At 44.7% G+C, this 22,983-nt stretch carries 20 protein-coding genes, 1 tRNA gene, 1 pseudogene and 1 riboswitch; of the genes and pseudogenes, 16 read left to right on the top strand and 6 right to left on the bottom strand.

The features are described from left to right. Positions 1-8 precede the first annotated feature (8 nt). From JC525_RS00940 to JC525_RS00930, 3 genes are read left to right on the top strand one after another with little or no spacing between them, the layout of a single operon-like run. Positions 9-407, top strand: a complete 399-nt coding sequence (locus JC525_RS00940) for an ExbD/TolR family protein (protein ID WP_012517737.1) — start codon at positions 9-11, stop codon at positions 405-407. A gap of 1 nt (position 408) precedes the next feature. Further along, a complete protein-coding gene (locus JC525_RS00935; protein ID WP_120960332.1) occupies positions 409-1,020 on the top strand; it encodes an energy transducer TonB in 612 nt (203 codons plus the stop codon). 2 nt (positions 1,021-1,022) lie between these two features. Then, positions 1,023-2,288: a tetratricopeptide repeat protein gene (locus JC525_RS00930; protein ID WP_198813386.1), complete on the top strand. Its 1,266-nt coding sequence runs from the start codon at positions 1,023-1,025 to the stop codon at positions 2,286-2,288. 166 nt (positions 2,289-2,454) lie between these two features. On the opposite strand, the gene JC525_RS00925 is transcribed toward JC525_RS00930, so the two are convergent. After that, positions 2,455-4,731 (bottom strand): GNAT family N-acetyltransferase, encoded by a 2,277-nt coding sequence (locus JC525_RS00925; RefSeq protein WP_198813383.1) that lies wholly within the window; start codon positions 4,729-4,731, stop codon positions 2,455-2,457. Between the two features lie 59 nt (positions 4,732-4,790). Here JC525_RS00925 and JC525_RS00920 point away from each other — a divergent pair, with 59 nt between their 5' ends. The 9 genes from JC525_RS00920 to JC525_RS00880 all read left to right on the top strand — a co-directional run bounded on the left by JC525_RS00920 (position 4,791) and on the right by JC525_RS00880 (position 12,342). Further along, positions 4,791-5,216 carry an acyl-CoA thioesterase gene (locus tag JC525_RS00920; protein WP_198813380.1) on the top strand — a complete coding sequence of 142 codons (426 nt, stop codon included), beginning with the start codon at positions 4,791-4,793 and terminating at the stop codon, positions 5,214-5,216. Positions 5,217-5,345: 129 nt separating this feature from the next. After that, a riboswitch (TPP riboswitch) is annotated at positions 5,346-5,449 on the top strand. A 55-nt stretch (positions 5,450-5,504) separates the two neighbouring features. Further along, entirely contained in the window at positions 5,505-7,595 is a 2,091-nt protein-coding gene (locus tag JC525_RS00915) for a TonB-dependent receptor (protein ID WP_198813377.1), read from the top strand. Between the two features lie 17 nt (positions 7,596-7,612). Further along, positions 7,613-7,876, top strand: a complete 264-nt coding sequence (locus JC525_RS00910; RefSeq protein ID WP_014975943.1) for a hypothetical protein — start codon at positions 7,613-7,615, stop codon at positions 7,874-7,876. Beyond that, entirely contained in the window at positions 7,876-8,520 is a 645-nt protein-coding gene (gene pnuC / locus JC525_RS00905; protein ID WP_198813374.1) for a nicotinamide riboside transporter PnuC, read from the top strand. Before JC525_RS00910 ends, pnuC begins: the two co-directional genes overlap by 1 nt. Further along, the gene (locus tag JC525_RS00900) at positions 8,477-9,346 is read left to right on the top strand and encodes a phosphotransferase (RefSeq protein ID WP_442859505.1); all 870 of its coding nucleotides are present in this window, start codon (positions 8,477-8,479) and stop codon (positions 9,344-9,346) included. The genes pnuC and JC525_RS00900 overlap by 44 nt, the downstream gene beginning before the upstream one ends. A 206-nt stretch (positions 9,347-9,552) precedes the next feature. Further along, positions 9,553-9,629, top strand: a tRNA-Trp gene (locus JC525_RS00895). 322 nt (positions 9,630-9,951) lie between these two features. Then, positions 9,952-10,701 carry an alanine acetyltransferase gene (locus JC525_RS00890; RefSeq protein ID WP_198813370.1) on the top strand — a complete coding sequence of 250 codons (750 nt, stop codon included), beginning with the start codon at positions 9,952-9,954 and terminating at the stop codon, positions 10,699-10,701. Positions 10,702-10,709: 8 nt separating this feature from the next. Continuing rightward, complete coding sequence (rimI, locus tag JC525_RS00885) at positions 10,710-11,225, top strand: ribosomal protein S18-alanine N-acetyltransferase (protein ID WP_198813368.1); 516 nt, start codon at positions 10,710-10,712, stop codon at positions 11,223-11,225. A 187-nt stretch (positions 11,226-11,412) separates the two neighbouring features. Continuing rightward, positions 11,413-12,342 carry a DMT family transporter gene (locus JC525_RS00880; RefSeq protein WP_198813366.1) on the top strand — a complete coding sequence of 310 codons (930 nt, stop codon included), beginning with the start codon at positions 11,413-11,415 and terminating at the stop codon, positions 12,340-12,342. 7 nt (positions 12,343-12,349) lie between these two features. Here JC525_RS00880 and JC525_RS00875 read toward each other — a convergent pair. Continuing rightward, a pseudogene (locus JC525_RS00875) lies at positions 12,350-12,748 on the bottom strand (LysR substrate-binding domain-containing protein); the annotation flags it as partial. A 108-nt stretch (positions 12,749-12,856) separates the two neighbouring features. Here JC525_RS00875 and dkgB point away from each other — a divergent pair. Together dkgB and JC525_RS00865 are read left to right on the top strand one after the other, a co-directional pair. Continuing rightward, positions 12,857-13,693, top strand: a complete 837-nt coding sequence (gene dkgB / locus JC525_RS00870) for a 2,5-didehydrogluconate reductase DkgB (protein ID WP_198813364.1) — start codon at positions 12,857-12,859, stop codon at positions 13,691-13,693. Between the two features lie 30 nt (positions 13,694-13,723). Continuing rightward, complete coding sequence (locus tag JC525_RS00865) at positions 13,724-14,659, top strand: alcohol dehydrogenase catalytic domain-containing protein (RefSeq protein ID WP_198813362.1); 936 nt, start codon at positions 13,724-13,726, stop codon at positions 14,657-14,659. Here the strand turns inward: JC525_RS00865 and JC525_RS00860 are convergent. The 4 genes from JC525_RS00860 to JC525_RS00845 all read right to left on the bottom strand — a co-directional run bounded on the left by JC525_RS00860 (position 14,654) and on the right by JC525_RS00845 (position 19,126). Then, positions 14,654-16,411 (bottom strand): diguanylate cyclase, encoded by a 1,758-nt coding sequence (locus JC525_RS00860; RefSeq protein ID WP_198813360.1) that lies wholly within the window; start codon positions 16,409-16,411, stop codon positions 14,654-14,656. The two genes, JC525_RS00865 and JC525_RS00860, sit on opposite strands and share 6 nt — an antisense overlap. A 152-nt stretch (positions 16,412-16,563) precedes the next feature. Further along, positions 16,564-17,595, bottom strand: coding sequence for a DUF2955 domain-containing protein (locus tag JC525_RS00855; RefSeq protein ID WP_198813345.1), 1,032 nt, complete (start codon positions 17,593-17,595; stop codon positions 16,564-16,566). A gap of 8 nt (positions 17,596-17,603) precedes the next feature. Continuing rightward, the gene (locus JC525_RS00850; RefSeq protein WP_198813342.1) at positions 17,604-18,677 is read right to left on the bottom strand and encodes an HlyD family secretion protein; all 1,074 of its coding nucleotides are present in this window, start codon (positions 18,675-18,677) and stop codon (positions 17,604-17,606) included. Continuing rightward, positions 18,674-19,126, bottom strand: a complete 453-nt coding sequence (locus JC525_RS00845) for a MarR family winged helix-turn-helix transcriptional regulator (protein WP_198813338.1) — start codon at positions 19,124-19,126, stop codon at positions 18,674-18,676. The genes JC525_RS00850 and JC525_RS00845 overlap by 4 nt, the downstream gene beginning before the upstream one ends. A gap of 382 nt (positions 19,127-19,508) precedes the next feature. Between JC525_RS00845 and prfC the strand changes: the two genes are divergently transcribed. Both prfC and argS read left to right on the top strand, forming a co-directional pair. Continuing rightward, a complete protein-coding gene (gene prfC / locus JC525_RS00840; RefSeq protein WP_198813319.1) occupies positions 19,509-21,098 on the top strand; it encodes a peptide chain release factor 3 in 1,590 nt (529 codons plus the stop codon). Between the two features lie 13 nt (positions 21,099-21,111). Further along, positions 21,112-22,842, top strand: coding sequence for an arginine--tRNA ligase (argS, locus tag JC525_RS00835; RefSeq protein WP_198813316.1), 1,731 nt, complete (start codon positions 21,112-21,114; stop codon positions 22,840-22,842). Positions 22,843-22,983 lie beyond the last annotated feature (141 nt).

Raw genomic sequence — 22,983 nt, 5'->3', positions numbered from 1 at the left:
GAGAGATTATGGCTCGAAAAGTCAGAACCGAGGAAGAAGATGCACAGATCGACATGACGCCCATGTTGGATATCGTGTTTATCATGCTGATCTTCTTTATCGTTACCACTGTTTTCGTTAAAGAAGCAGGGATCGAAGTCAACAAGCCAGATGCGAGCCAGGCGATTCTTCACAAAAATGCAAACATTTTCATTGCCGTAACGGAAGACGGAAATGTTTGGCTAGACAAGCGTGAAGTTGCGCCGGACAGCGTAAGAGCGAATATAGAAAGACTGCTTACCGAGCAGCCTACTGACTACGTAATCATTCAAGCTGATGTTAAAGCGAAGCATGGTTTAGTAGTTGAAATTATGGATCAGGTTAAAGCCGCTGGCGTTAACCGAGTCTCGGTAGCGGCAAGGGGATAAGATGTTACGTATACTTGTATCTATTGTATTAGGTGCTGCGGTTGCATTTGCCCTTTTCGTTCTAATGGCCAAGTTGATTGAAAATTCATCTAGACCAGCAGACGAGGTACCGCCTGCACCGGTTATCGATATTGTAATGCAGGAACCAGACGACCAGACGCAAACGCGTACTCGTGTTCCACCACCACCTCCGCCTCCGCCTCCACAACCTCCGAAAATGGAGCAAGTCGAGCCGGAAACAGCGGAACCTGATGCAGATGGCTTTAGCTTAGCTATCCCTGCTATCGACACAGGTGGTGTTGGTGTAAACATTGGTGGTGTTGGTGCAATGCAACGTGATGGTGAAGCAACACCTATCGTTCGTATCGACCCGAAATATCCACCTGATGCTGCCCGTGATGGTCGTGAAGGTTGGGTAAGACTGTCTTTCACTATCAACGAAGTTGGTGGTGTAGATGATATCGAAGTTATTGATGCTGAACCTAAGCGTATTTTCGACCGTGAAGCACGTCGTGCTCTACGTAAGTGGAAATACAAGCCTAAGATCGTTGATGGCAAGCCGGTTAAACAACCAGGCATGTTCGTACAGCTAGACTTTAAACTGGAGCAATGATCATGATGAAACGTACATTCAAAATGTCAGCCGTTGCTTTAGTGCTAGGTGCAAGTGCGGTGCTTTCAGCACCCGCTGCCCTTGCGCAGACATCACCTGTTGTTTGTCCTGGATATGAGAAGGGAAAAACGACGCTTGTTGGTGAGCGTACCGGTAAAAAGGTTCAGAAGGCGTTTGAATTCTACAATGAAGACCAAGTCACTGAAGCATTAAATGTACTTTACGAAGCCGACCCGTCAGACGATTTCGATAAAGCTTACGTTAAGCGTTTTATTGGTAACCTACTTGCTGCGCAAGAAGGTCAAGGTGGTAAAGCACTAAACTACTTAGTTGAATCAGTTGAGCCCAAGGTACTTAACGACCTAGAACATTCTCAAACACTTAAGCTTTTAGGTGATTTGAGTATGCAGGAAGAAAAGTATACTGATGCGATTAAGTGGTACAACAAGTGGATGGACTTCACGTGTAAAGAAGACGCCGATGTTTATACGCGTTTAGCTCAGGCTTATTACGAATCTAAGCAACTAGCAAAGATGGTCGAGCCGGCAGACAAAGCAATTGCTTTGTATGAAGAGCCAAACAAAAACCCGTATGTATTGAAGCTGACTTCTTACTACGAGCGTAAGATGTACCCTGAGACGGTTGCTGTTGCGGAAGATCTTGTTAGAACTTTCCCTCAGGAGAAGACTTGGTGGTCGCGTCTTGGCTTTTTCTACATCTTGGTTGAAGACTATAATAAAGGTCTTTCAACACTAGAGCTTGCTTATATGCAAGGTTATCTAGAAAAAGAGTCAGAAATCAAAACGCTAGCCCAGCTGTATCAAAGCAACGGTATGCCCTACAAGGCAGCTAAATTGCTTGAGAAGCATATGAAGGATGGTTTGCTTAAAAACGATGCTGATATGCTAGCTAATATTGCTAACGCATATCACTCGGCTAAGAACTTTAAAACAGCAGCAAACTTGTATGCGCAAGCTGCAGCTAAGAGTTCAGATCCTGAGCACTATCGTAAGCAAGGTACGCTTCTACTTGTAGCTGAAGACTATAAGGGTGCTATTACAGCATTAGAAAATGCTTTAGAACGTGGCGCAGATAACCCGGAGAAAATTCACTTCACATTAATGGAAGCGAACTTCTACGCAGGTAACTATAAGTCTGCCTACAAGCACGTACAAGAAGCTAAGAAGGACCGCTCACTACGCCGAAACGCAGCTGCGTGGGAACCTTACATCAAGGAAAAAGCGAAAAACCGCGGTATTAATATTTAATACTCGGAATTAGCGATAAAAGCCTCCTTTTGGAGGCTTTTTTATTGGCGTAAGCTTTAGTGTATTACTTTAGAGTAGAAACTGAACTGTCGTAAAAGTGACTTGTAAAAAGGGCGATAGCAAATAACGTATCTAACGACACTTCACTTAACAGTATCCAAGAAAGTTACTCGAATGCGGAGCGCAATATAGCTCTAATTGCTGCCGTTGACCCTCTCACCCCATTTACCTTAAAACTGTTTTTTTCTAGCACCTCTTTAATAAGCGTCATATTCATATTTGAGACTTCAAATAGTGATACTATGTAACTATTCGCATTCATTATTTTTATAAGCTTATTCAGTACGTACAGGTTAGCATTACGCAATTCAGTGCCGTTACTGCGTTTGGTCTCGTGCCTGTCACTTATCGCTTTAGAGCGGAGCTTTGCCTCGCTCGCTAATTTACTCAATATAGGCCAAATATCATCAAGCGTTCGCGTTCCTTGTGTAAAGTGGTTTAGCTTATTTATATAGATTTCAAGAACAGAATTGGGCAGTTCGAGCAGGTTGACAGCACTAATGAAACTCGCCTTGAGGGCGACGACTTTTTTAACTAGTTCACCCGTATACTTGTTCAGAGGTAACACAGCCAAAGCGCTGGTTTCACCACTGGCTTTATTGGGTTTTCGACCATAATCTACGATTTCGAAGCCATTGTTAGACCAAAATCCATCAAGTTTATTTGTCGTTCCGTAAGACGTAGATATTGCATCAATAGCGCGTTTATGGGCTTCTTTAACTATTTGTTTTACCAGTTGGCTGCCAATACCTTTATTTTGAAGATTCGGGTGAACGGCAATGCGGTTAATTCGCCAGTAGCGTTGTGTAGCGGCTTTAACGTCGGCTGATAGGAGTGTTAATCGCTGTGCCCCTAAGTGGCCTTTAGGGCGTCGTTTGCCCGTTGCTATACCAAATGCTGCATCGCTTAAACAGCTTCCGCCTTCTACATTTATTATTGCAACCGCTAGTACAAATCCATTAATCGTAAATGAGGCAACAAGCACGTCTGGGCTATCCATTAGGCGCATGAAATCGTCTGGCGTGGTTTGATAGTGGGCAAGTGAAAGCAAAGACATGATTTGCAGCAGCATGCCTTCGTTAATTTTTTCGAAAGAAAAAATATTAAATTCGCATGTCGCTATTAGTTCAGGCGAGATTACTGGTCCGAGAATGGCGCTGATATCTTTCGAGCTGCTTTCTGAGTAGACGGTTCCATCCACATCGTTCAAGTTATAATTTTCAAACAAACAGGTGTTATTAAAAAAGGCCTCGATAGGGTCGTTTTCAAACCAACGTAAAGGTGTTGTCAGCGTTAGATGTAAAGTTCCGTTTGGTAAGTTCGGAATCAGTTTATGAATAAACCCTCTTCCTGAGCCTTCGTAGCCTAAAAGTGTGGTGCTTAACACCCACTGTGGGTTATACGCAATTATTCGGTTAATAACGGGAAGTGGCATAGACGCTGCCTCATCTACTATAACGAGGTCATAGTTCTTGTTTTCTTTGCCAAAAAGCAATTCACTATCTGGCGGGACCCATTTAACCAAGCCTTTAGGCATAGTTTGCTGTTCCGCACGTTGTGTTTCCATACTTGCCACTTGTGACGTACCTAGCCTTACGTTCAAGTCATCTGCGTCTTCAGATTCTGTAAAGCGAGATAAAACATTTGTTACGTTTTCAATACGTTCACTGGTAAGCAGTACGCGCTTACCTTCTCTAACAAGGCTATCGATAAATAAGCCTAATAGGGATGACTTACCTCTGCCTCTTGGCGCTGTAACAAGCGCATTAAGGTGATTACGCATGTATGCTTTATGCAGTTGGTTGTACGCATACTCTTGCTCAACAGAGCGAAAATGGGCATTTGTGTGTTCGGTGTGAATTGATTCTTGTTCTACGCCGTAAATAGAAATACCGGGAAGAACAGTCTTTGTCTCAGTATGAAAACCCATGTATGGGTTTTTACGCAAGTTCTCAATGAAGCGAGAAAGGTATCGACTGTGGTTGAGCGTAAACCCTTCTGATAAGAACGGCACCGATATATTTTCGACCCACTCGTTAAATTCTGGGCAAATGAGTATTAAACAACCACTACGCTTTACAATGCCCGCTACTGCCATTACATCACCTGGCTTAAAGCAATAGCGGCAATCCAATAAGGCAATATCACACTCGACGCCAAGTACTTGTTTTCGCTTCTTACCCTTTAACGCGTCACCACTAAAAATCGCGATGCGTATAGAGGCAACTTCATCAGTTAAGGTTCTGATGTTGGACAACGCAGCGTCACAAAATTCATCACTGCCAGAAATAACCAGCATTCTGCGGTGAAGCTGCGGAATTAGCTGTGAGTTATTGTCACAATAAGGGGCTAGAAGCCATTCGCGTAATTGAGGTAGCGCCATGAATCAGTTTTTTCGGTATAATCTGACGCTATAGTAGCGATTTATTATGAGGAATTCGAATGCGCTTTCTTTCTCGGCGTCTAGTTATGCCAAACGATTTAAACTACGCTAATTCTTTGTTCGGTGGCCGCGCGTTAGAATGGATAGACGAAGAGGCTGCTATTTGGGCAATTTGTCAGTTAGAAACCAATTGTTTGGTGACTAAGCATATCGGTGAAATTAGCTTTGAATCACCGGCTATGCAGGGTGATATCGTAGAGTTTGGTCTAGAAACCAAGGCGGTGGGCCGCACATCTATTACTGTGAGCTGCCTAGTACGCAACAAAGCCACTAAGAAAACTATTTGTTTTGCAGATGATATTGTTTTCGTGAAAGTTGACCCCGATACCCGTCAACCAGCGGCACATGGCAAAACGCTGGAAGGTTTAAAGGCACAGACTGACGATGAAGTCCGTCGTCTAAATATGAATATCGACGCAGACTAGCTGCACGTTTCTAATGCCTTATATCATATAAAATTATGACGTTAGCTTAATGTCTTATCTGCTTGACGGCGAGTATCGAACTGGTAGACTCCGTCGCAGATGTTGAAGCCTCTACGCAGAGCGCTTTAACTCAATACCAAGGGGTGTCCGTTTTCGGTCTGAGATCCACATGTGTGGGAACCCTTAAACCTGATCCGGATAATACCGGCGTAGGGATGGTTCACAATATAGCCTTATCACCTGCCGTTAGACCCGGATCTTTTTTCTTAAATAAGAACAAGAGATCCTATGTATAAAACACTTTTCACACTATCATTGCTTGCGAGTTCAGTAGCAGTCTATGCGCAAGGCACCAATGTAAGTAACAGTTCAAATAGCACGTCAACTGATATTGAACGAGTCGTCGTAACAGGTGATTTTCGTCAAACCACACTCGACCAGTTAAGTGCCAGCGCGACCATTTTAGACCAAGAACGTCTTCGCAGCAGACAGCCTAGCCATATCGACAGCGTGCTAAACAGTATTCCGAATGTGAACTTTGCTGCTGGCGCATCCCGTGGCCGCTTCGTGCAAATTCGCGGTATTGGGGAGCGTAGCCAGTTTGCTGAGCCAATTAACCCTTCAGTGAGCTTTATCGTCGATGAATTCGATTTTTCAGGTCTTGCTGCGGCAGGCATCATTTTTGATACCAAACAGCTAGAGGTATATCGCGGGCCTCAGGCCACGCTATACGGTACTGGTGCATTAGCCGGGGCAGTCAAGCTTTCAAGCAATGAGGTAGGAAGCGACGCGCCAGACTATGTTGAAGCCCGTGTGGGTAACAAAGACAGTTATCGTATTGAAGGCGCAACGGGCGACGATATTAATTCTGATTGGGGGTATCGCGTTGCGCTGGTTCATAACCGAAGTGATGGTTTTGTAGAAAACACGTTTTTAGGGAGAAGCGATACCAATAATATTGATGAAACCGCATTGCGTTTTGCCGTAGAAGGCAGCGTAGACGACCGAACTACCCTTGCTCTAACCTATCGCTGGTACGATATTGATAACGGCTATGATGCGTTCTCGTTGGACAACGACAACAAAACCCTGTCCGATGAGCCTGGTTTTGACGAACACCAAACCCATGCGGTAAGCGCGCGCTCTACAACAAATACAGCCGCGGGCGATCTCATTCTTATTGCTACTCATGCTTCTCATAACATCGCTTATGGCTACGACGAAGATTGGACATTCAATGGATTTCACCCCTGGGGTTACACCTCTTTTGATGCGTACTATCGCGATGTCGAAACCCAAACAGGTGAGTTGCGTTTTGTGTCGTCTGACAGTGCCGCGCTTTTTGATGGCATGACCGACTGGACGGCAGGCGTATTTTATAAAAATACCGAAGAAAAGTTACTGCGTCAGTACACGTACCTTGATAGTGACTTTGCCAGTGAATATACACCAACAACTACCGCTATCTATGCACAAACAGAAAGCCGTTTGAAGGATAATTTAGTGCTTGTAGCCGGGTTAAGAGTAGAAATCTACGATTTTGATTACGCTGATAATAATCAGCTTACACGCGCCTTTGATACCACTATGGTCGGCGGTAAAGTAGCGCTTCAGTATACACAGGGTGACCATTTCTACTACGGGAGTATTTCACGCGGCTTTAAGGGCGCAGGGTTTAACCCCGACAGCAGAGTGAACGATAATCAGCGTTTCTTCGATGAAGAGTACAACTGGAACTACGAAGTGGGCGTAAAAGGCCCGTTATTGACGCCTGACCTGGTTGCTCGTGCAGCAATTTTCTACATGGATAGAAAAGATACGCAGGTAAGTGATTTTGACGTTATAACCCGTAATGATGGCACAGCAGGTTTCGTGGATATTATCGATAACGCTGATTTAGGCACCAACAAAGGGGCTGAGTTAGAACTTAGTTGGTTTGCTTCTGATAATTTTCAGCTAGATGCGAGTGTTGGTTACTTAAGCGCAACGTTTGAAGGGTATACGCTTGCAGACGGCACTGAAGTCTCTGAGCAAAGACAGGCTCAATCACCAAAGTGGACGGCAAATCTTTATAGTGAGTACGCACTTACCGATAACATGCTTTGGCGTGTAGATGTAGACTATAAAAGCGAGTACCGTTTTTCTGATGGCCATGATGTGACCGCACCAAGTACAACGCTGGTTAATTCAGAGTTAGTGGTGCTATATGGAGATTGGCAGACCTCGCTATGGATTCAAAATGCCTTTGACCGCGAGTACTACACCAGAGGGTTTGGTGGTTTCAGTAACGACCCTCGCGATGAATATGCCTTTGAAGAGCCATATTATCAAATAGGTAATGGTCGTCAGTTTGGTATCACTGTTAAGTACGCGTTTTAAAATAAAAGGAAACGAGCATGCAAGTTATGGTTGAACTGTCGTTGTACCCCTTAGTCAACGAATATATTCCGCCTATTCAAGATTTCATAGATAGGTTAAATAGCTATAGTGACATCACGGTTTCAACCAGTTCAACCAGCACGCAGGTTACCGGTGACTATGGTGTGGTAATGAAAGTACTTGGTGAAGAAATGCAAAGGACCCATGAAGAAGTGGGGCAGGCTATCTTCGTGGCCAAGTTTCTTAACTTCGATGCTATGCAATCTAGAAAGTCGTCTTGATGACTAATTTTCTTTCTGAGTTTACCTCACAAATTGCCGCTACTTCGCTATTAGAATGGGTAGCGGTTGTTCTTGCCATTGCTTACGTATTGTTAGCGGCGAAACAAAATAGTTGGTGTTGGCTATGCGCCTTTGTAAGTACGGCGATTTATACTTGGCTATTTTGGCAGGTGACCTTGCCATTTCAGTCGGCGCTTAATTTCTTTTATATGATAATGGCGGGATACGGCTATTATCAGTGGTCAAAAGGAACGGAAGACGGCGAGGTTAAGCCAGTGCTTCATTGGCCGCTATGGGCACACTTACTTATCGTGCCTAGCATGTTAATGCTAGCTTGGTTTCTGTCTACAGTGGCTGGGTCACAATTTAATAGTGAGTACCTACTATTAGATGCGAGCATTAATTTATTGAGTGTTGTCACCACATTTATGGTGGCCCATAAGATTCTGCAAAATTGGGTTTATTGGTTCTTCATCAATTCAGCTTCTGCGTATTTATACTTGCAAGTGGGTTATGCACTATCTGCTTGCCTGTTCTTGGGTTACGTGGGCTTTGCGGTGTTTGGCTATTATCAGTGGCTGGTGCAATATAAAAAACAGGGTGAACAGGTTGGATATCATCGCCACGCTGCAAAAGGCGCTTAATATTACCGATGGTGCAAGAATTACGGTACACCCCGCTGGTGCGGTAAATCGTGTTTACCGGGTTCAAGACCCGGTGAATGGCTCATCATATTTAAGTGAAGGCCACCTTCAGAGTGATAAACAGCAAAAACTAGACAATACTCTTGTCGATTTAGCGGTTAAATGGATGGGCAACGATGACTTTAGTGGTGTGGAGCGTTCCCATCAGTTTGCTTTGCAGCAACAGCTGTATGGATTGGGTATTGCGCCGCAGCCGATTTGGTTGAGTGACGATGAAACCATCTGGGTTGAACAGTGGGTAGACAACAGTAACAGTGCAACGCATTTCACTCATAGACTTTCTGTACATACTTTGGCTGAAACCCTTGCGCGTATTCATTCTCTGCCCATAACCGCTAGACCGTTAAATTTAGCTGCCAGGTGGCTGCATTACCGTGATATTGCGCAGCTCGATATGAACAGTGAGCTTTATTTAAAGGCGCAGGCGTTTCGGAACAAAGCAATAAAAAGCGAAGAAGACAATGACGACTATGTGCTGTGTCACAACGATTTGCTGACTAACCACCTATTAATCAGTACAGAGAATACGCTCAAAGTTATTGATTGGGAATATGCGGCAATGGGAAACCGCTATTTTGATTTAGCAAGCTGTTGCCTTATTAATAAACTCAATGACCTTGAAAGTTGTGATCTGGTTAAGCATTATGCCGCCATCATGAATATCGATGAACAAGAGGCACTCGAGAAACTTAAGCTGCACATCGAGATTGTCGCTATTACCAATGACTTGTGGTTTGCTGCGCTTAATGCAGACAAAGGTATATAGGGCAGGGGAGAATTACACTTACTAGTTCAGATAAAGGGCCTCTTGTGGTTTTGGGTAGAAATCTGGAACCATAGTTGAACATCAGGTGAAATCAGTAGTATTCGATTGAAAAAACAGCGCATTGCGTGTTAATTAAGCATGCAGTTATTTGTGATGATAAAAAGGCTTTACCTTTTTAATGTCATCCGTATAATGCACATCGCGCTAGGGGTGTAGTTCGAATTGGTAGAACAGCGGTCTCCAAAACCGATGGTTGGGGGTTCGAGTCCCTCCACCCCTGCCACTTTCTCTTCTTTGTGAACAGCCTTGTTCAAACCTCAAAAATTTTTCCTTTAGATTATTCTTTCACATACTTACTTTTTTCAATTTGTGTTGCTTAATACCTTTATTTAGGCTCTTGTTCTATCTATTTACAGACCTAACATATTTACATATCTGCCAATAGACTTGTGGCGATTGTATTTTAGATAAAGTGTATTTGAGATAACGTGCATTTCGCGCAAAGGTAACTCTAGGTAAAAGAACGCGATAGCTATTCAATCAGGCCAGCAACTTTAGTAAACTGGGCGGAAACGATGTTTAATTCACTTTAGGTCTTTTGGGCAATGTCTCTTACTTCATATCAGCAGGCGGTATTACAAGAAATGGGGATCCCTGTGTGGATCACTAAAGACGCCTACGCGAAGATGCAAGAACAGGCAAACCTGAAAGAAGGCAGCGCTCTACACCATACACTTGGCACGTCAAATAGTTCGTCGACACAAACACCCTACAGCCAAAATGTTCCATTAAATAAATCGTCTTCAACGCCAATTTCTCAAGAAGAAAAACAGTCACGTCTTGCTCAGTTGAGAGCAAACGTAGGCGGCAGTGCAAAAGATAAAGCGAAGCCCAGAGACGCTGTTACAGCCCAAACGCCTACGCATAAAGCGCCGTTAAATGAAAGAACTCAAAAAAACGGTGCAAATGAAGCGAGAGTAGCGCAAAGCGAAACGGGGGCATCTTCGGCACACGCTACATTGCCACCTAACGGAAACATGGTTACTTCGCAAAAACCTGTAATAAAAACAACTGAGGCGAAAGGGCCTGCATTGGCAGAAGGTATTCCGTTAAGTGCCGAACAGAAAGCGAAGTCACAGCAATGGCTGAAAGACTTGCAGCTAGCCTGTGTTCAGTTAGGTATACCGTCACAATGGGCTACCACTATTATGATTGGCCGTACGCTATCAGTTACCGAATCGGCTATTATATTGCCAGCCACACCGCTTAAACTCTCTACTGCGCAAAAACGTGAGCTATGGGCCCAACTCATTAGCGTAGGGCATACGTTAAACAACTCCTCGACCGAACAGTAGTCGTGGCGATGAAGTTAACAATCGTACCGCCACAAGGCTTCGACGAGTACATTGAACACGCGCATGCTATTCATCAAGACGCACAAGTGGCGCCTTGGAAACTCAGTACCTTCGCGGATTGTTTTACTAAACCCTATTACGGGGTATTTGCCTTTGAAAATGAAAAGGTTATTGGCTACGCGATTATGCTTGAAGTCGTTGATGAAGCAACGCTGATGGATATTGCTGTCGATAAAGACGCCAGAGGTAAAGGAGTAGGCCGTGCTCTAGTTGATTTTGTCATTGAGACATCAATGGAAAATAACATGCGTGAAATCTGGCTAGAGGTACGTGAAAGTAATCACACTGCCATTGCGCTGTACGAGTGCTCGGGTTTTGAACATATTGAAACTCGCAAAAACTATTACACCGTAAAAAGTACTGACGACGGGAACAACAATAGCAATGTGAATAGCGCACAAAAAGAAAACGCCAAAATCATGAAGTGGACAACCCCCACATTGCAATCTACTCCTGTATCGTAAGGTTTCCATAGGGTTTTATAAAGTTGACCATTTGGTCGATAAATCGATGTGCTTCGTGGTTAGAAAGGTTTTAATCCACCGCTAATTCACTTATATTTGCGCCCATAAATATCCCGCTCAAGTTCAACCCCTGTAGCGGTGATGGCTTCTCTTAAATCAGTTCGTGTAATTGGATTTTTTAAAACGCATGTCTTCATTATCGGTGGCGGAAAAAGCGCAATCTAAAGGTATAAAAATGCTTTTAGTTGCAGTGTTGTGTTTAGGGCTTAATTGGCCAGGCATGAAATTAGGGCTAGAGATAGTTGGCCCGGTGTGGATGATTTGCCTGCGTTTTCTACTCAGTCTTCCGGTACTCGCGCTTTTTGTGCTTATCACTAAGAAACGTTTGCCGGTGTTGAATCGTAAAGACCGGTCTGTGGTTTTTGTGGTCGCGTTTTTCCAGTTTATCTTGTCGATGGGCCTTATTACGGTGTCGCTGCAATATATCCCAGCTGGAACCGCTAGTATTCTCATTTATACAACGCCGCTTTGGATGCTACTTATTGATACGTTATGGTATCGACAACGCCCGCCTTCAAAGCGATTAATTCTTACCGGAATTTCTACTATTGGCTGTGCGATGATTTTATTTGCCTCGGGGCAACCGGGCGCATGGCTGCCGCTCTTAGGTATGTTGCTGGCGTCTGCATTGTGGGCAGTCGCTATTCGAAGGGTGTCTTTCCACAAGTGGAAAGGAAGCGTCATTGAGGCGGTGTTTTGGCAGTTTACCCTTGCAGGTTTCGCCATGCTCGCTATTGCTCTTATGGTAGAGCCAACGCCGAATTTTGCGGCCTATGATATAAGCGATTGGTTGCTACTTGCGTACATTGGTCCAGTGGCAACAGGTCTCGGTTTTGGCCTTATGGTAGCAGCGGGGCCTAAATTACCTCCAGATAAAATCGTTCTAATTAGCACACTCACGCCAATTGTGGGCTATGTAAGCTCAGTGCTACTGCTTAAAGAAACCCTGCAGCCTATGGTGATGGCCGGCGCTATATTGATGATTGCAGCGCTTATTGTGAATGCCATTCCTCAAAGTACGCTTAAAAAAATGCTAGGCAAGGGGCAGGCTAAATAGCCGTTCTTTAAAGCGTAAGCCGCGGCTGGATAAAGTCTAAAAACGCAGAGATACGAGACGATACAGCGCTATTTTTATAATATACCGCTTGTACCGACTCTCTTCGGTTTGGACTGACGATGTCCTCGCTAAACAAATCGACAAGCGTGCCCGCGCTGAGATCTCTGTGCACCATAAAGTGAGACAGTAACGCGATACCTTGACCTGCCAAGCAAAGCTGGCGAATAGTTTCGCCACTTGACGCACGAAGACTGTACTGCAAGTTAATATCTTGCTTGAGCGGCCATTTATTTAGACTTGGTGAGTCGCTAAAACCAATCAGTTTGTGATTGTTTAGCGTGCTAACTCCACCCTCGTCTTCAGATATGGAATATTTTTCAAGATACTGTGGGCTCGCCACAATATTGGCCTGCACTTCAGACGTAATACGCAACCAGTAGAAGACGCTATGCAGCGCATTGCTGACCATGTATTACCTCACTTTCATAAATAACGGAACCAACAAGGAGGCATCATGCCGAATGTAAATCAGTCACAATCTAAAATTCCTTCGCTAGGTGTAGGCACGTTTCGCTTAAAAGACGATGAAGCCTATAACAGCGTGACAATGGCACTTGAAGTGGGTTTCCGTCATATTGATACGGCGCAAATTTACGGCAATGAAGAAGCGGTAGGTCGCGCTATTAAAGACGCTATTGCAAACAATCTTGTTGCACGTGAAGACCTTTACGTCACCACCAAGGTGTGGAACGACAAGCTGAATAAAGCAAGTTTTGTGGATAGCGTAAAAGAGAGTTTGGAAAAACTTCAACTGTCGTATGTTGATTTGCTACTTATTCATTGGCCGTCACCGGAAAATGGCGAAAGTATGGAAGAATACCTAGGTGAATTGCTGCGCGTTAAGGAGCTAGGCCTGACAAAAGAAATTGGTATTTCTAACTTTACCGTGGCACAAATTGAAGAAGCGGTGAGTATCTTAGGCGACGGCGTTATTTCCACGAATCAGGTAGAGGTGCACCCTTATCTTACTAATGAAAAAGTGCGTGCAGCGTGCGAGAAGCATGGCATCACAGTTACAGGGTATATGCCGTTTGCTGTTGGCAAAGTCCTAAAAGACGAGACTATCACTGCGATTGCAGATAAATATGCTGTAAGCACTGCTGAGGTAGTTGTAGCCTGGGAGCTGGCCCATGGTTTAGTCACTATTCCATCGTCGACTAAGCGCAAAAACCTGGAAACGAATTTCAAAGCGCTTGAACTTACCTTAGACGCAGATGATATAGCAAAGATTGACGCGCTAGATTGTGGTGACCGTCAAGCTAACCCAGATTTCTCACCTGCGTGGGACTAATTGGGAACATCACCTTGTTAAGGAGCTTTTATGCAAGCTAACGTTTGGCAATTTGAACAAGCTGGCGCAGCACTGGTGCAAAACGTAAGGGAATTTTCTGAGCCGGAAGCAGGGCGTATTATCGTGCGCAACTATGCTATTGGCATTAACCCCGTAGACTGGAAGTTTATTGATGATAACCCCCGCGACTGGGAAAAAGGGCATATTCCCGGTGTAGATGGCGCGGGTGTTGTTGTAGCGGTAGGTGAGGGCGTCGATGACGGCCTATTGGGTAGGCGAGTGGCATACCATCATAGCCTAGGTGAAAACGGAAGCTTTGCCGATCATAGTGAGGTGTATGCTAGCCGTGTAATGGTTGTGCCAGAAAGCGTTGATTTTGCATTAGCCGCTGCCTTGCCATGCCCGATGCTTACTGCCTGGCAAGCCTTCAGCAAAGTGCCGGTAAGAAAGGGTGCTGACGTGTTGGTTAGCGGTATGGGCGCCGTTAACAAATTGCTGGCGCAAATGCTTTCTCAGGCTGGTTTTAGTGTACATGTTATCTCAGGAAGCTTTTCGCAAGAGCAAGCCGATGAGATGGGAGTTAAAGCCATCCATCGCGGTAAACCTGAAGGACAAACATTTTACGCGCTTTTCGACGCGAATGGTCCAGACTATGCCGCGTCACTTGTGCCACTTCTTGAAGCTAATGGTCACGTAGTGAGTATTCTGGGCCGTATTGAGGTGCCTGTTGATGCGCCTTTCACTCGCACTATTTCTTATCATGAGATAGCACTAGGCGCGCTGCATGATTATGGTGATTTGTCACAATGGCAGCGCTTGGTAAAAGACGGCGAGGCGCTACTCGAACAAGTTGCCGCCCAGACGTTGGTCGTTGAAATACCTAACCTGTTTGAATTTAACGATTTAAACAATGCGCTCAGGTTTTCAAAAGAAGATAAGCGAAAGGCGGTGATCACAGTGTTATAAGGCCGGAACGATTAAGTTTCTTCCTTTATCTTTGGCTACGTAAAGGCCTTGATCAGCCCGCCTGAAGGCTTCGACAATATCGTCGGAGCCCTTACATAATGTCCAACCTATACACGCTCCTAACTTCCTGTCATTAATCGATGCGATGGCTAATTGGTTAATGGCGTGGTGGATAACGTTAAGTTGCTTTGCAAACTCCTCGGCTTCGCTAGACTGGTTGGCATTAGGGCGTTTGATGCGCTTTGCAATGGCAAATTCTTCTCCACCATACCTAGCAGCTACTTGATCTGCATTATTTAGTGGCGCGAGAATATCGGCAATTCCCTTGAGTACTTCGTCACCCACATTGTGTCCGTAGGTATCGTTAATACTTTTAAAATGGTCTAAATCTATCAGCGCAATGGCGAGTGCCTTGTCATCGTGTATAGTCTTATCAAACGTATTATCTACAAATAAATCCAGCGTACGCCGATTGGGCAATTCCGTTAAACTATCTTTAGAAGCTAACTCTGCCAATGTACTGTTGGTCTGTTCGAGCGCTAGGGTACGCTCTTTCACCAGCGCTTCTAGTTTAAATGCTTGCTCACTTTTTAATTGTGCTGCTTCTTTCTGTGCGTCTCTTTCTCTTTGCACAACCTTAACCATGTAGTTCGCGGTAAGCGCGACCATAAACAGACAGGTCATCACGAGCCCAGTCATGAAAGTGGCGATAGGCTCTAGATAAAGCTCGACCTCAAAAAGTGCAATAATAGTAAGGACTAGGGTACTAAATGTTACTGGAAGCATAGCGGCAGCAAGCCATTTGGCTCTGTCAGAGCCTCGCTTGTGCTCTACAAAGATGGTGATACCGGCAATTAATAAGAAAGGGAAAAAGAGAATTACAGGGAGTTTTAGCGCAAAATCAAGCCCTACGCTTTGCCATAGTAATATCCCCATAAAAGGCAAAATTGCGCAAAACAGTTTGACGGGCTTCACTCCGTACACTTCATGGTTGTCTCTGGCTAGTGTCTGAAACAAAACCCAAAAGGCGGTAATCAAAACAGAATAAATACTTACAGCATAGCTAATGTCATTCAAACTTGGCGTATTAGGCCAAAGTAGTTCAAACGCGTAACCGAAGACGCGAAAAAACCAAAAGGTTATAGTAAAAATGAACGAGGCAAAGCTCAAAAAAACTAAATTGCGGCTAGCAATAAAGCCCAATGTACAAAGTACAGTAAGCAGCCCCATTGCGCCGAAAAACGCCATATCCCGCTGTAAGGTTTTCATGTAAAGGTTGCTGTAATATTCAGGTGTAGCGACTGAAAAGCTGTACCTTAATATTTCGCCTGACATGGTACCGCTAAATTCTGTATAGGCTGACGGTGGCAATATGGATGGAAAGTGGTAGTTCGGCGCATTCACAGGACGAGAGCTAAAAGGCAAACTGTCGCCCGTTACCCATATTTTAGTGCCGTCAGTCACTGTTAAACGTTTTATCGCTGGAAAGCTAATTGAAAACCAGACAGGAACTTGCGTATCTAATTGGTTGTAAACGCGAACTTTAAAATGCAAATACTGTGAAGCGGACCTTTCTATAACATCAGCGCTATAAAACCACTGTTCATTACCTGTAAGTTCAGCTGAGTTGCTCACTGCAAAAACGACATCGCGGTCTAAAGAGAGCATGGACTGTGGAGCATTGAAATTAGCTGCGTACGCCGCTTGGCAAAAGCATGATATTACAAGCCATGCGAACAATAATCGCAGCATTTGTCATCCTTGTACCGTTGGTTATTATTTGTTTAGAAATCAATATAGCACATTGTTTAAAAATGTAAGCGTCCAATAAATAAAACAAAAATATATAATCATCAGCTTATGTTTTTAGAGCGCTGCTCAAGTCTAGCCTGTTACAAGTAAGGTCAAGAAAATGTGTGATGCCGTGTAGATTGATGTCGATTCAGTAGGCTATGTACAACAAAAATAGCACCCAGGCTAAATGCGATGGCTACAACGACAGACGAAAAGCGATACAGCGCACTATAAATAATATCCTGTTGGGGTGAAAGTGACTGTCCGTACAAGATGCCAAAGGTGGTAAGTACGCCAAAGCCGGTCCCCGCGCCACCACCGTTCAAAACGTGCTGCCGACTTATAAAAAAGACCAATATCCACAGGCTAAAACTAGCGAAAAATAACGTATCGCTGTAATTCAGCAAAACCAGCTGAGCGAGCAGGGCTAAATTGCACCCAATCAAGGTGCCTATTGCTCGCTGCCAACCGCTCATGGTGGCCCCTTTCCAGCAAAGAGGGAAAAGAATCAGTATGCTCGCCGCTTGCGCCGAGACAGAGTCAACCAAGTCGAAGGTTTGAAATACAGCAAAAGATAACGTAGCCACTATTGTGCACAAGATGACCTCGTGTCGGATACTCGCTTTATTTTTAGAGACCTTAGGCTGTGGTGTTCGTGGCGCTCTATCAGGAAACATTAGGTGCAGGGCAAAAGCGATGCCTAAAGCAAGTAAAATTGCGCCAATATTGGAAATCACCAACGGGTAAATATCTATTCCATCGTTACTATAACTTGCGAAGTGCAACTGTAACGACAGCCCAATAAGGGAAAATGCGCCAAACAAAAATAATGTATCTTTACTCATTTGCCAAAATAAATAAGCAAAGGTTACCGCGATTAACGGCGTAATAAGCAGCGGGTGAGTGCCAAACAAACCATATATTAGTAGCACAACCATAGCCGGGAATACGGTCGCTGCAAGAAACTGTCTTATTATGTGCCCATTTAAAACGGCTACCAGCCCTAGCAATAAAATGGGATAAAGGGTAAAGAATATCGGGTTCGGCCATCCCATTGCCTTAGATATCGTAAATCCGAGAGTCGCGCCGCTGGCAATCCTAAGCATCTGTTGAACATCGTTTTCGCTAAGTTGTGTTTTCATAACCTGTTTTAGTAGATGTAATGCAATAAACTGATAAAGCGAATTTGAACATTCGCGACAAAACTTTCTATAGGGTTATTAGGAACAATTTGAACCGTCGCCCGCGCACCACTCGTCAGATGGTTTAATGGTGCATCACTTTCTTCTAAGCTGATATGAACGCGCTGGCGTTGCGCGTCACGCACCCATCGGTTCGATTTTTCAACAGCGGCCAGCTTGCCATTTGCTGACAGTTGGCCATCACTAACGCCAGCCTCGAAATCTTCCACCTGCGCCGCAAACACCTTCCCAGGTATCGCATCAAAAACAACTTTGGCACGCACGCCTTTTTCTACACTGGTTAGCGACTTTTCTCTAAAATCAGCAACCAAGTCAAGCTTGTTATCTACAACAGATGCAAGGGGAACGCTTTGTTTGGCATAGGTTCCTTTTGTCACCTGCATGTTTGCCATAATGCCTTCGTGCGGAGCCTTTATTCTGGTGTATGCCAGATTTAATTCTGCACGATTTAGCGCGTTGCGAGCTTCCCGATATTTGAGGTTACGTTCTCCTCTTTCTCCCCTAGCTACAATCTGGAGGTTTAACTCAGCTTTAAGTGCGCTCAAATCTGCCTCTGCGCTTTGAAGTTGGGCGTTAGCTTTATCCACGTCTTGTTGAGAAACTACGTTGCTTTCTATTAAGGTGTTTAATCGTTGATATTCACTTTTGCGTTCTACGAGTATGGCAGTCGCGGCTGCTATTCTTGCCTTCATTGCGTCCACCTGGGCGTCAATTTGAGCATTTTCTTGTGCCACATTCGCCAATTTAATCTGCGCTTTTTCAAGTGCAATATTGTAGGGAGTATCGTCAATTTCGAACAATACTTGCCCTTTTTCAACGTGTTGATTGTTGCTAACTAAGACCTTAATGATTGGGCCATTAAGCTGAGGTGATATTTGTGTAACCTGATGGTACACCCTTGCCTGAGGTGTCATTGGCATGCGGATATCAGCAACTACAAAATATATAAAACAGACAGCAAAGGCTACTAAAGCCAGTTTCACGTACCTTGCAAAAGCTTGGTCGGGTGTTCTTTCACTCACTTAGATGCCTCCAGAAGCCTAACGGCATTTTGCTCAATTTTTTTAAGACATAGGGCCACCGTATTCAGCTCATCGTCGGGTATACCTGCATACACCTCATCCCGCAGCGCCGCCAACGTGCTTTCAATATCGTTCATACGGCCTTTTCCCATTGGTGTGAAATAGAGCCGGCGGCTTCGTTTATCCTTGTCATCAACAATACGCTTTATCAAACCCGCGGTTTCCAATTGCTTGATCGTTCTAGTGAGACTCGGCATCTCTATTTCAAGACTTTCCGCTAACGTTTGTTGAGTAGATCCTTCGCCAAGCAAAGCCATATGAATCATCACACGCCACCTCGATTCAGTGAGGTCAAGATGGGCAACATATTCTGTGACCGTTCTTCTGCATTTTTGTGATGTACGTGCAAAAAGTGCAATCAAGTGAAGCGGCATAGGTTCTGAAAACATGGTCTTAATACCTGTTAATTTACTTAGCATGCTAAGTATTTTATTTGGTTAGCATGCTAAGTAAATGGTTATGGGGTGAATAGGCTAATAAGTTCGTTGAGCTTCTACGTAAAGGTTTTCGTTAAATTAAATGTTAAAAACTTGAAGGCATCTTTGAAATTAAACCGTCGATTCATTTAACCCGTCATGAGACAGGTGCTACGTAATTTCGCTCTACTGTTACGCCCAGTAAAATGCTAAAATCCGCGCAATTAATTACCAAGCCGTATCAAGCGTTTCACCGCAATATACAATTTGCGCGGACAAGCATTGCTTATCCGATATAAAACGCACCTGTAAATTATTGTTTTACAGGGATAATAGATAACGAAGATAAGTATTGATGTCAGATAAGAAACTTCTAGAAGAGATTAAAAAGCGACGTACGTTCGCAATCATATCGCACCCGGATGCGGGTAAAACCACCATTACTGAAAAAGTATTGTTGTTCGGACGTGCGCTTCAGACCGCCGGTACTGTAAAAGGTAAAAAATCAGGTCAGCATGCTAAGTCTGACTGGATGGAGATGGAAAAAGAGCGTGGTATCTCGGTAACCACCTCAGTTATGCAGTTTCCGTATAGCGATCACTTGGTAAACCTGTTAGATACCCCGGGGCACGAAGACTTCTCTGAAGATACCTATCGTACGCTAACAGCCGTTGACTCGTGCCTTATGGTAATCGACGCCGCGAAAGGTGTAGAAGACAGAACTCGTAAGTTAATGGAAGTCACTCGCTTACGCGATACACCTATCATTACTTTCATGAACAAGCTTGACCGTGATATTCGCGACCCAATGGAGCTGCTTGATGAGGTAGAAACCGAGCTTGATATCTTGTGTGCGCCAATCACTTGGCCTATTGGCTGTGGTAAAAGCTTTAAAGGGGTTTATCACCTTCATCGCGATGAAACTATTCTGTATCAAAGCGGCCATGGTCACACCATTCAAGACGTGCGCATTATTAAAGGGCTAGACAACCCAGAACTCGATACTGCAGTAGGAAGCGATCTTGCTGGAAACTTGCGTGATGAGCTTGAGCTGGTGCGCGGCGCGTCTAACGACTTTGATCAAGAACTATTCCGTGAAGGTCAGCTAACGCCGGTATTCTTCGGTACGGCGTTGGGCAACTTTGGTGTTGATCACATGCTTGACGGATTAGTTGAATGGGCACCTGCGCCACTAGGCCGCGAGACAGAAGAAGGCACAATTGAAAGCACCGACGGTAAGTTTAGCGGCTTCGTGTTTAAGATTCAGGCTAACATGGACCCGAAACACCGTGACCGTATTGCGTTTTGTCGTATCGTGTCGGGCAAGTACGAAAAAGGAATGAAAATGCGCAACAGCCGTTTAGGCAAAGATGTGCGTATTTCTGATGCATTAACCTTCTTAGCGGGTGACCGTTCACTGCTAGAAGAAGCGTATGCTGGCGATATTATCGGCCTGCACAACCACGGTACTATTCGAATTGGTGATACTTTCACGTCAGGCGATAACTATCGCTTTACCGGTATTCCAAACTTTGCGCCCGAGTTATTCAAACGTATTCGCTTGAAAGATCCACTGAAGCAAAAGCAGCTGTTAAAAGGCCTTATCCAGCTCTCAGAGGAAGGGGCGGTTCAGGTATTCAGACCGCTGGCTAACAACGACTTAATTGTTGGTGCGGTAGGTGTACTTCAGTTTGATGTGGTTGTTGCTCGTCTTAAGTCAGAGTACAACGTCGATGCGCTGTATGAGCATATTAACGTGAGTACTGCCCGCTGGGTTTACTCTAGTGACGAAAGAAAGCTTGATGAATTCCGCCGTAAAGGTGAGCAGAACCTGGCATTGGATGGAGGCGATAACCTAACGTATATCGCCCCGACTATGGTGAATTTGCAGCTAGCGCAAGAACGCTATCCAGATATCCAATTTACCAACACGCGCGAAAATTAAAGAAATATACATTATGAATATACATGCACTATTAGTTAATCGTTTCACTGAAGCTCTGCAAGAGATGGGCGTAGAAAATGCGCCAGTACCAGTTTCGCGCAGTGCTCGACCAGAGTTTGGTGAATACCAGTTTAATGGCGCTATGGCACTGGCTAAGGAGCTAAGACAAAAGCCACGTGATATCGCTGAAAAAATCGTTGAGACAGTAAAGCTTGACGATATTGCCAGCAAGTTAGAAGTAGCGGGCCCTGGCTTTATCAACGTTCATTTAAATGACGCATGGTTGTCTAACCAGTGCGAGCTATCGTTGACCGACCCTCGGTTAGGCATCGCAAAGTCGCCTGAGCAAAACATTGTAGTAGATTATTCATCGCCTAACTTAGCGAAAGAAATGCACGTAGGTCACCTGCGTACTACTATTATCGGCGATGCCGTAGTTAAGGTGCTTGAGTTCTTGGGCCACAATGTAATTCGCCAAAACCATATGGGTGACTGGGGAACGCAGTTCGGTATGCTGCTGGCACACCTTTCAGATAAGTTGCAAGAAGAAGTGGCCGAAACAGCGCTGTCTGACCTTGAAGACTTTTATCGCGAAGCCAAAGTACGCTTCGACGAAGAAGAAGGCTTTGCCGACCGTGCCCGTGAATACGTTGTCAAGCTACAGGGCGGCGATGCACAGTGCCTAGCGCTGTGGGAAAAGTTTATCGATGTGTCTATTGCCCACTCTGAAGAAGTGTACGACAAGCTAAATGTAAGCCTTACGCGCAAAGACATTATGGGTGAGTCGGCGTATAACGAAGACCTAGCCAACGTAATCAGCGACCTTAAAGCAAAAGGTATTGCGGTAGAAGATCAGGGCGCGCAGGTTGTGTTTATTCCTGAGCTTGCCGATAAAGACGGTAACCCAGCCGTTTACATCGTTCAAAAATCCGGCGGTGGATACCTGTACGCAACCACAGACCTTGCGGCGATGCGCTATCGCAGTGGCAAGTTGAATGCCGATCGTACCCTTATTCTTACCGACGCTCGCCAAGCGCTGCACTTTAAGCAAACGGAAATTGTAGGCCGTAAAGCAGGCTTCATGAAAGAGGAGCAAACTTACGAGCACTGCCCATTTGGCATGATGCTAGGCAGTGACGGCAAGCCATTTAAAACCCGTACCGGCGGTACGGTTAAGCTGGTTGAGTTGCTTGATGAAGCGGTAGAACGTGCAGGTAAATTAATTGCCGAACGCGACAACGACTTAAGTGAAGCTGAACTTAAAGAGGTTGCCCGCAAGGTTGGTATTGGCGCTGTAAAATACGCTGACCTATCTAAGAACCGCACAACGGATTACATGTTCAACTGGGACTCAATGCTAAGCTTTGAAGGTAATACAGCGCCTTATCTGCAATATGCCTATACTCGTGTGAAAAGCTTGTTCAGAAAAGCGGGCGTTGATATGGCGACAATGCCAGTTGATATCAACATTGTTGAGAAACAAGAGCATGCGCTAGCTGTGCTGCTTATGCAGTTCGAAGAAGTGATTGGTATGGTATCGCGTGAGGCGACCCCTCACGTGTTATGTACATACCTTTACGATGTAGCGTCAGCATTCATGACATTCTACGAGGCGTGCCCAATGCTTAAAGACGGTATTGAGCCAGCGGTACGCGACAGCCGTTTAGCATTGTCAGCTCTAGTTGCCAAAACACTAGAGAAGGGATTGGCCCTACTAGGTATCGAAACACTAGAAAAAATGTAGTGTTCGCGGTACAACATAGGTATTGATATTGAAGAGGCTGACATTGATTGTCAGCCTTTTTTTATGCGTAATGCGAATGACCAAGACGCTTAGCTTGTCGGTATCAATAAATGTTTTGGTATTTCAGTTAAAACCGATAGG

The sequence above is a fragment of the Alteromonas sp. IB21 genome, assembly GCF_016405965.1.
Lineage (GTDB): Bacteria > Pseudomonadota > Gammaproteobacteria > Enterobacterales > Alteromonadaceae > Alteromonas.
Note: the sequence above shows the minus strand (reverse complement) of the source record. Positions and strands in the feature narration are given on the sequence as shown.

Coding starts and splice junctions, on each gene's coding strand:
- JC525_RS00940 (WP_012517737.1), top strand. CDS start 9: ATGGCTCGAAAAGTCAGAACCGAGGAAGAAGATGCACAGATCGACATG.
- JC525_RS00935 (WP_120960332.1), top strand. CDS start 409: ATGTTACGTATACTTGTATCTATTGTATTAGGTGCTGCGGTTGCATTT.
- JC525_RS00930 (WP_198813386.1), top strand. CDS start 1,023: ATGATGAAACGTACATTCAAAATGTCAGCCGTTGCTTTAGTGCTAGGT.
- JC525_RS00925 (WP_198813383.1), bottom strand. CDS start 4,731: ATGGCGCTACCTCAATTACGCGAATGGCTTCTAGCCCCTTATTGTGAC.
- JC525_RS00920 (WP_198813380.1), top strand. CDS start 4,791: ATGCGCTTTCTTTCTCGGCGTCTAGTTATGCCAAACGATTTAAACTAC.
- JC525_RS00915 (WP_198813377.1), top strand. CDS start 5,505: ATGTATAAAACACTTTTCACACTATCATTGCTTGCGAGTTCAGTAGCA.
- JC525_RS00910 (WP_014975943.1), top strand. CDS start 7,613: ATGCAAGTTATGGTTGAACTGTCGTTGTACCCCTTAGTCAACGAATAT.
- pnuC (WP_198813374.1), top strand. CDS start 7,876: ATGACTAATTTTCTTTCTGAGTTTACCTCACAAATTGCCGCTACTTCG.
- JC525_RS00890 (WP_198813370.1), top strand. CDS start 9,952: ATGTCTCTTACTTCATATCAGCAGGCGGTATTACAAGAAATGGGGATC.
- rimI (WP_198813368.1), top strand. CDS start 10,710: ATGAAGTTAACAATCGTACCGCCACAAGGCTTCGACGAGTACATTGAA.
- JC525_RS00880 (WP_198813366.1), top strand. CDS start 11,413: ATGTCTTCATTATCGGTGGCGGAAAAAGCGCAATCTAAAGGTATAAAA.
- dkgB (WP_198813364.1), top strand. CDS start 12,857: ATGCCGAATGTAAATCAGTCACAATCTAAAATTCCTTCGCTAGGTGTA.
- JC525_RS00865 (WP_198813362.1), top strand. CDS start 13,724: ATGCAAGCTAACGTTTGGCAATTTGAACAAGCTGGCGCAGCACTGGTG.
- JC525_RS00860 (WP_198813360.1), bottom strand. CDS start 16,411: ATGCTGCGATTATTGTTCGCATGGCTTGTAATATCATGCTTTTGCCAA.
- JC525_RS00855 (WP_198813345.1), bottom strand. CDS start 17,595: ATGAAAACACAACTTAGCGAAAACGATGTTCAACAGATGCTTAGGATT.
- JC525_RS00845 (WP_198813338.1), bottom strand. CDS start 19,126: ATGTTTTCAGAACCTATGCCGCTTCACTTGATTGCACTTTTTGCACGT.
- prfC (WP_198813319.1), top strand. CDS start 19,509: ATGTCAGATAAGAAACTTCTAGAAGAGATTAAAAAGCGACGTACGTTC.
- argS (WP_198813316.1), top strand. CDS start 21,112: ATGAATATACATGCACTATTAGTTAATCGTTTCACTGAAGCTCTGCAA.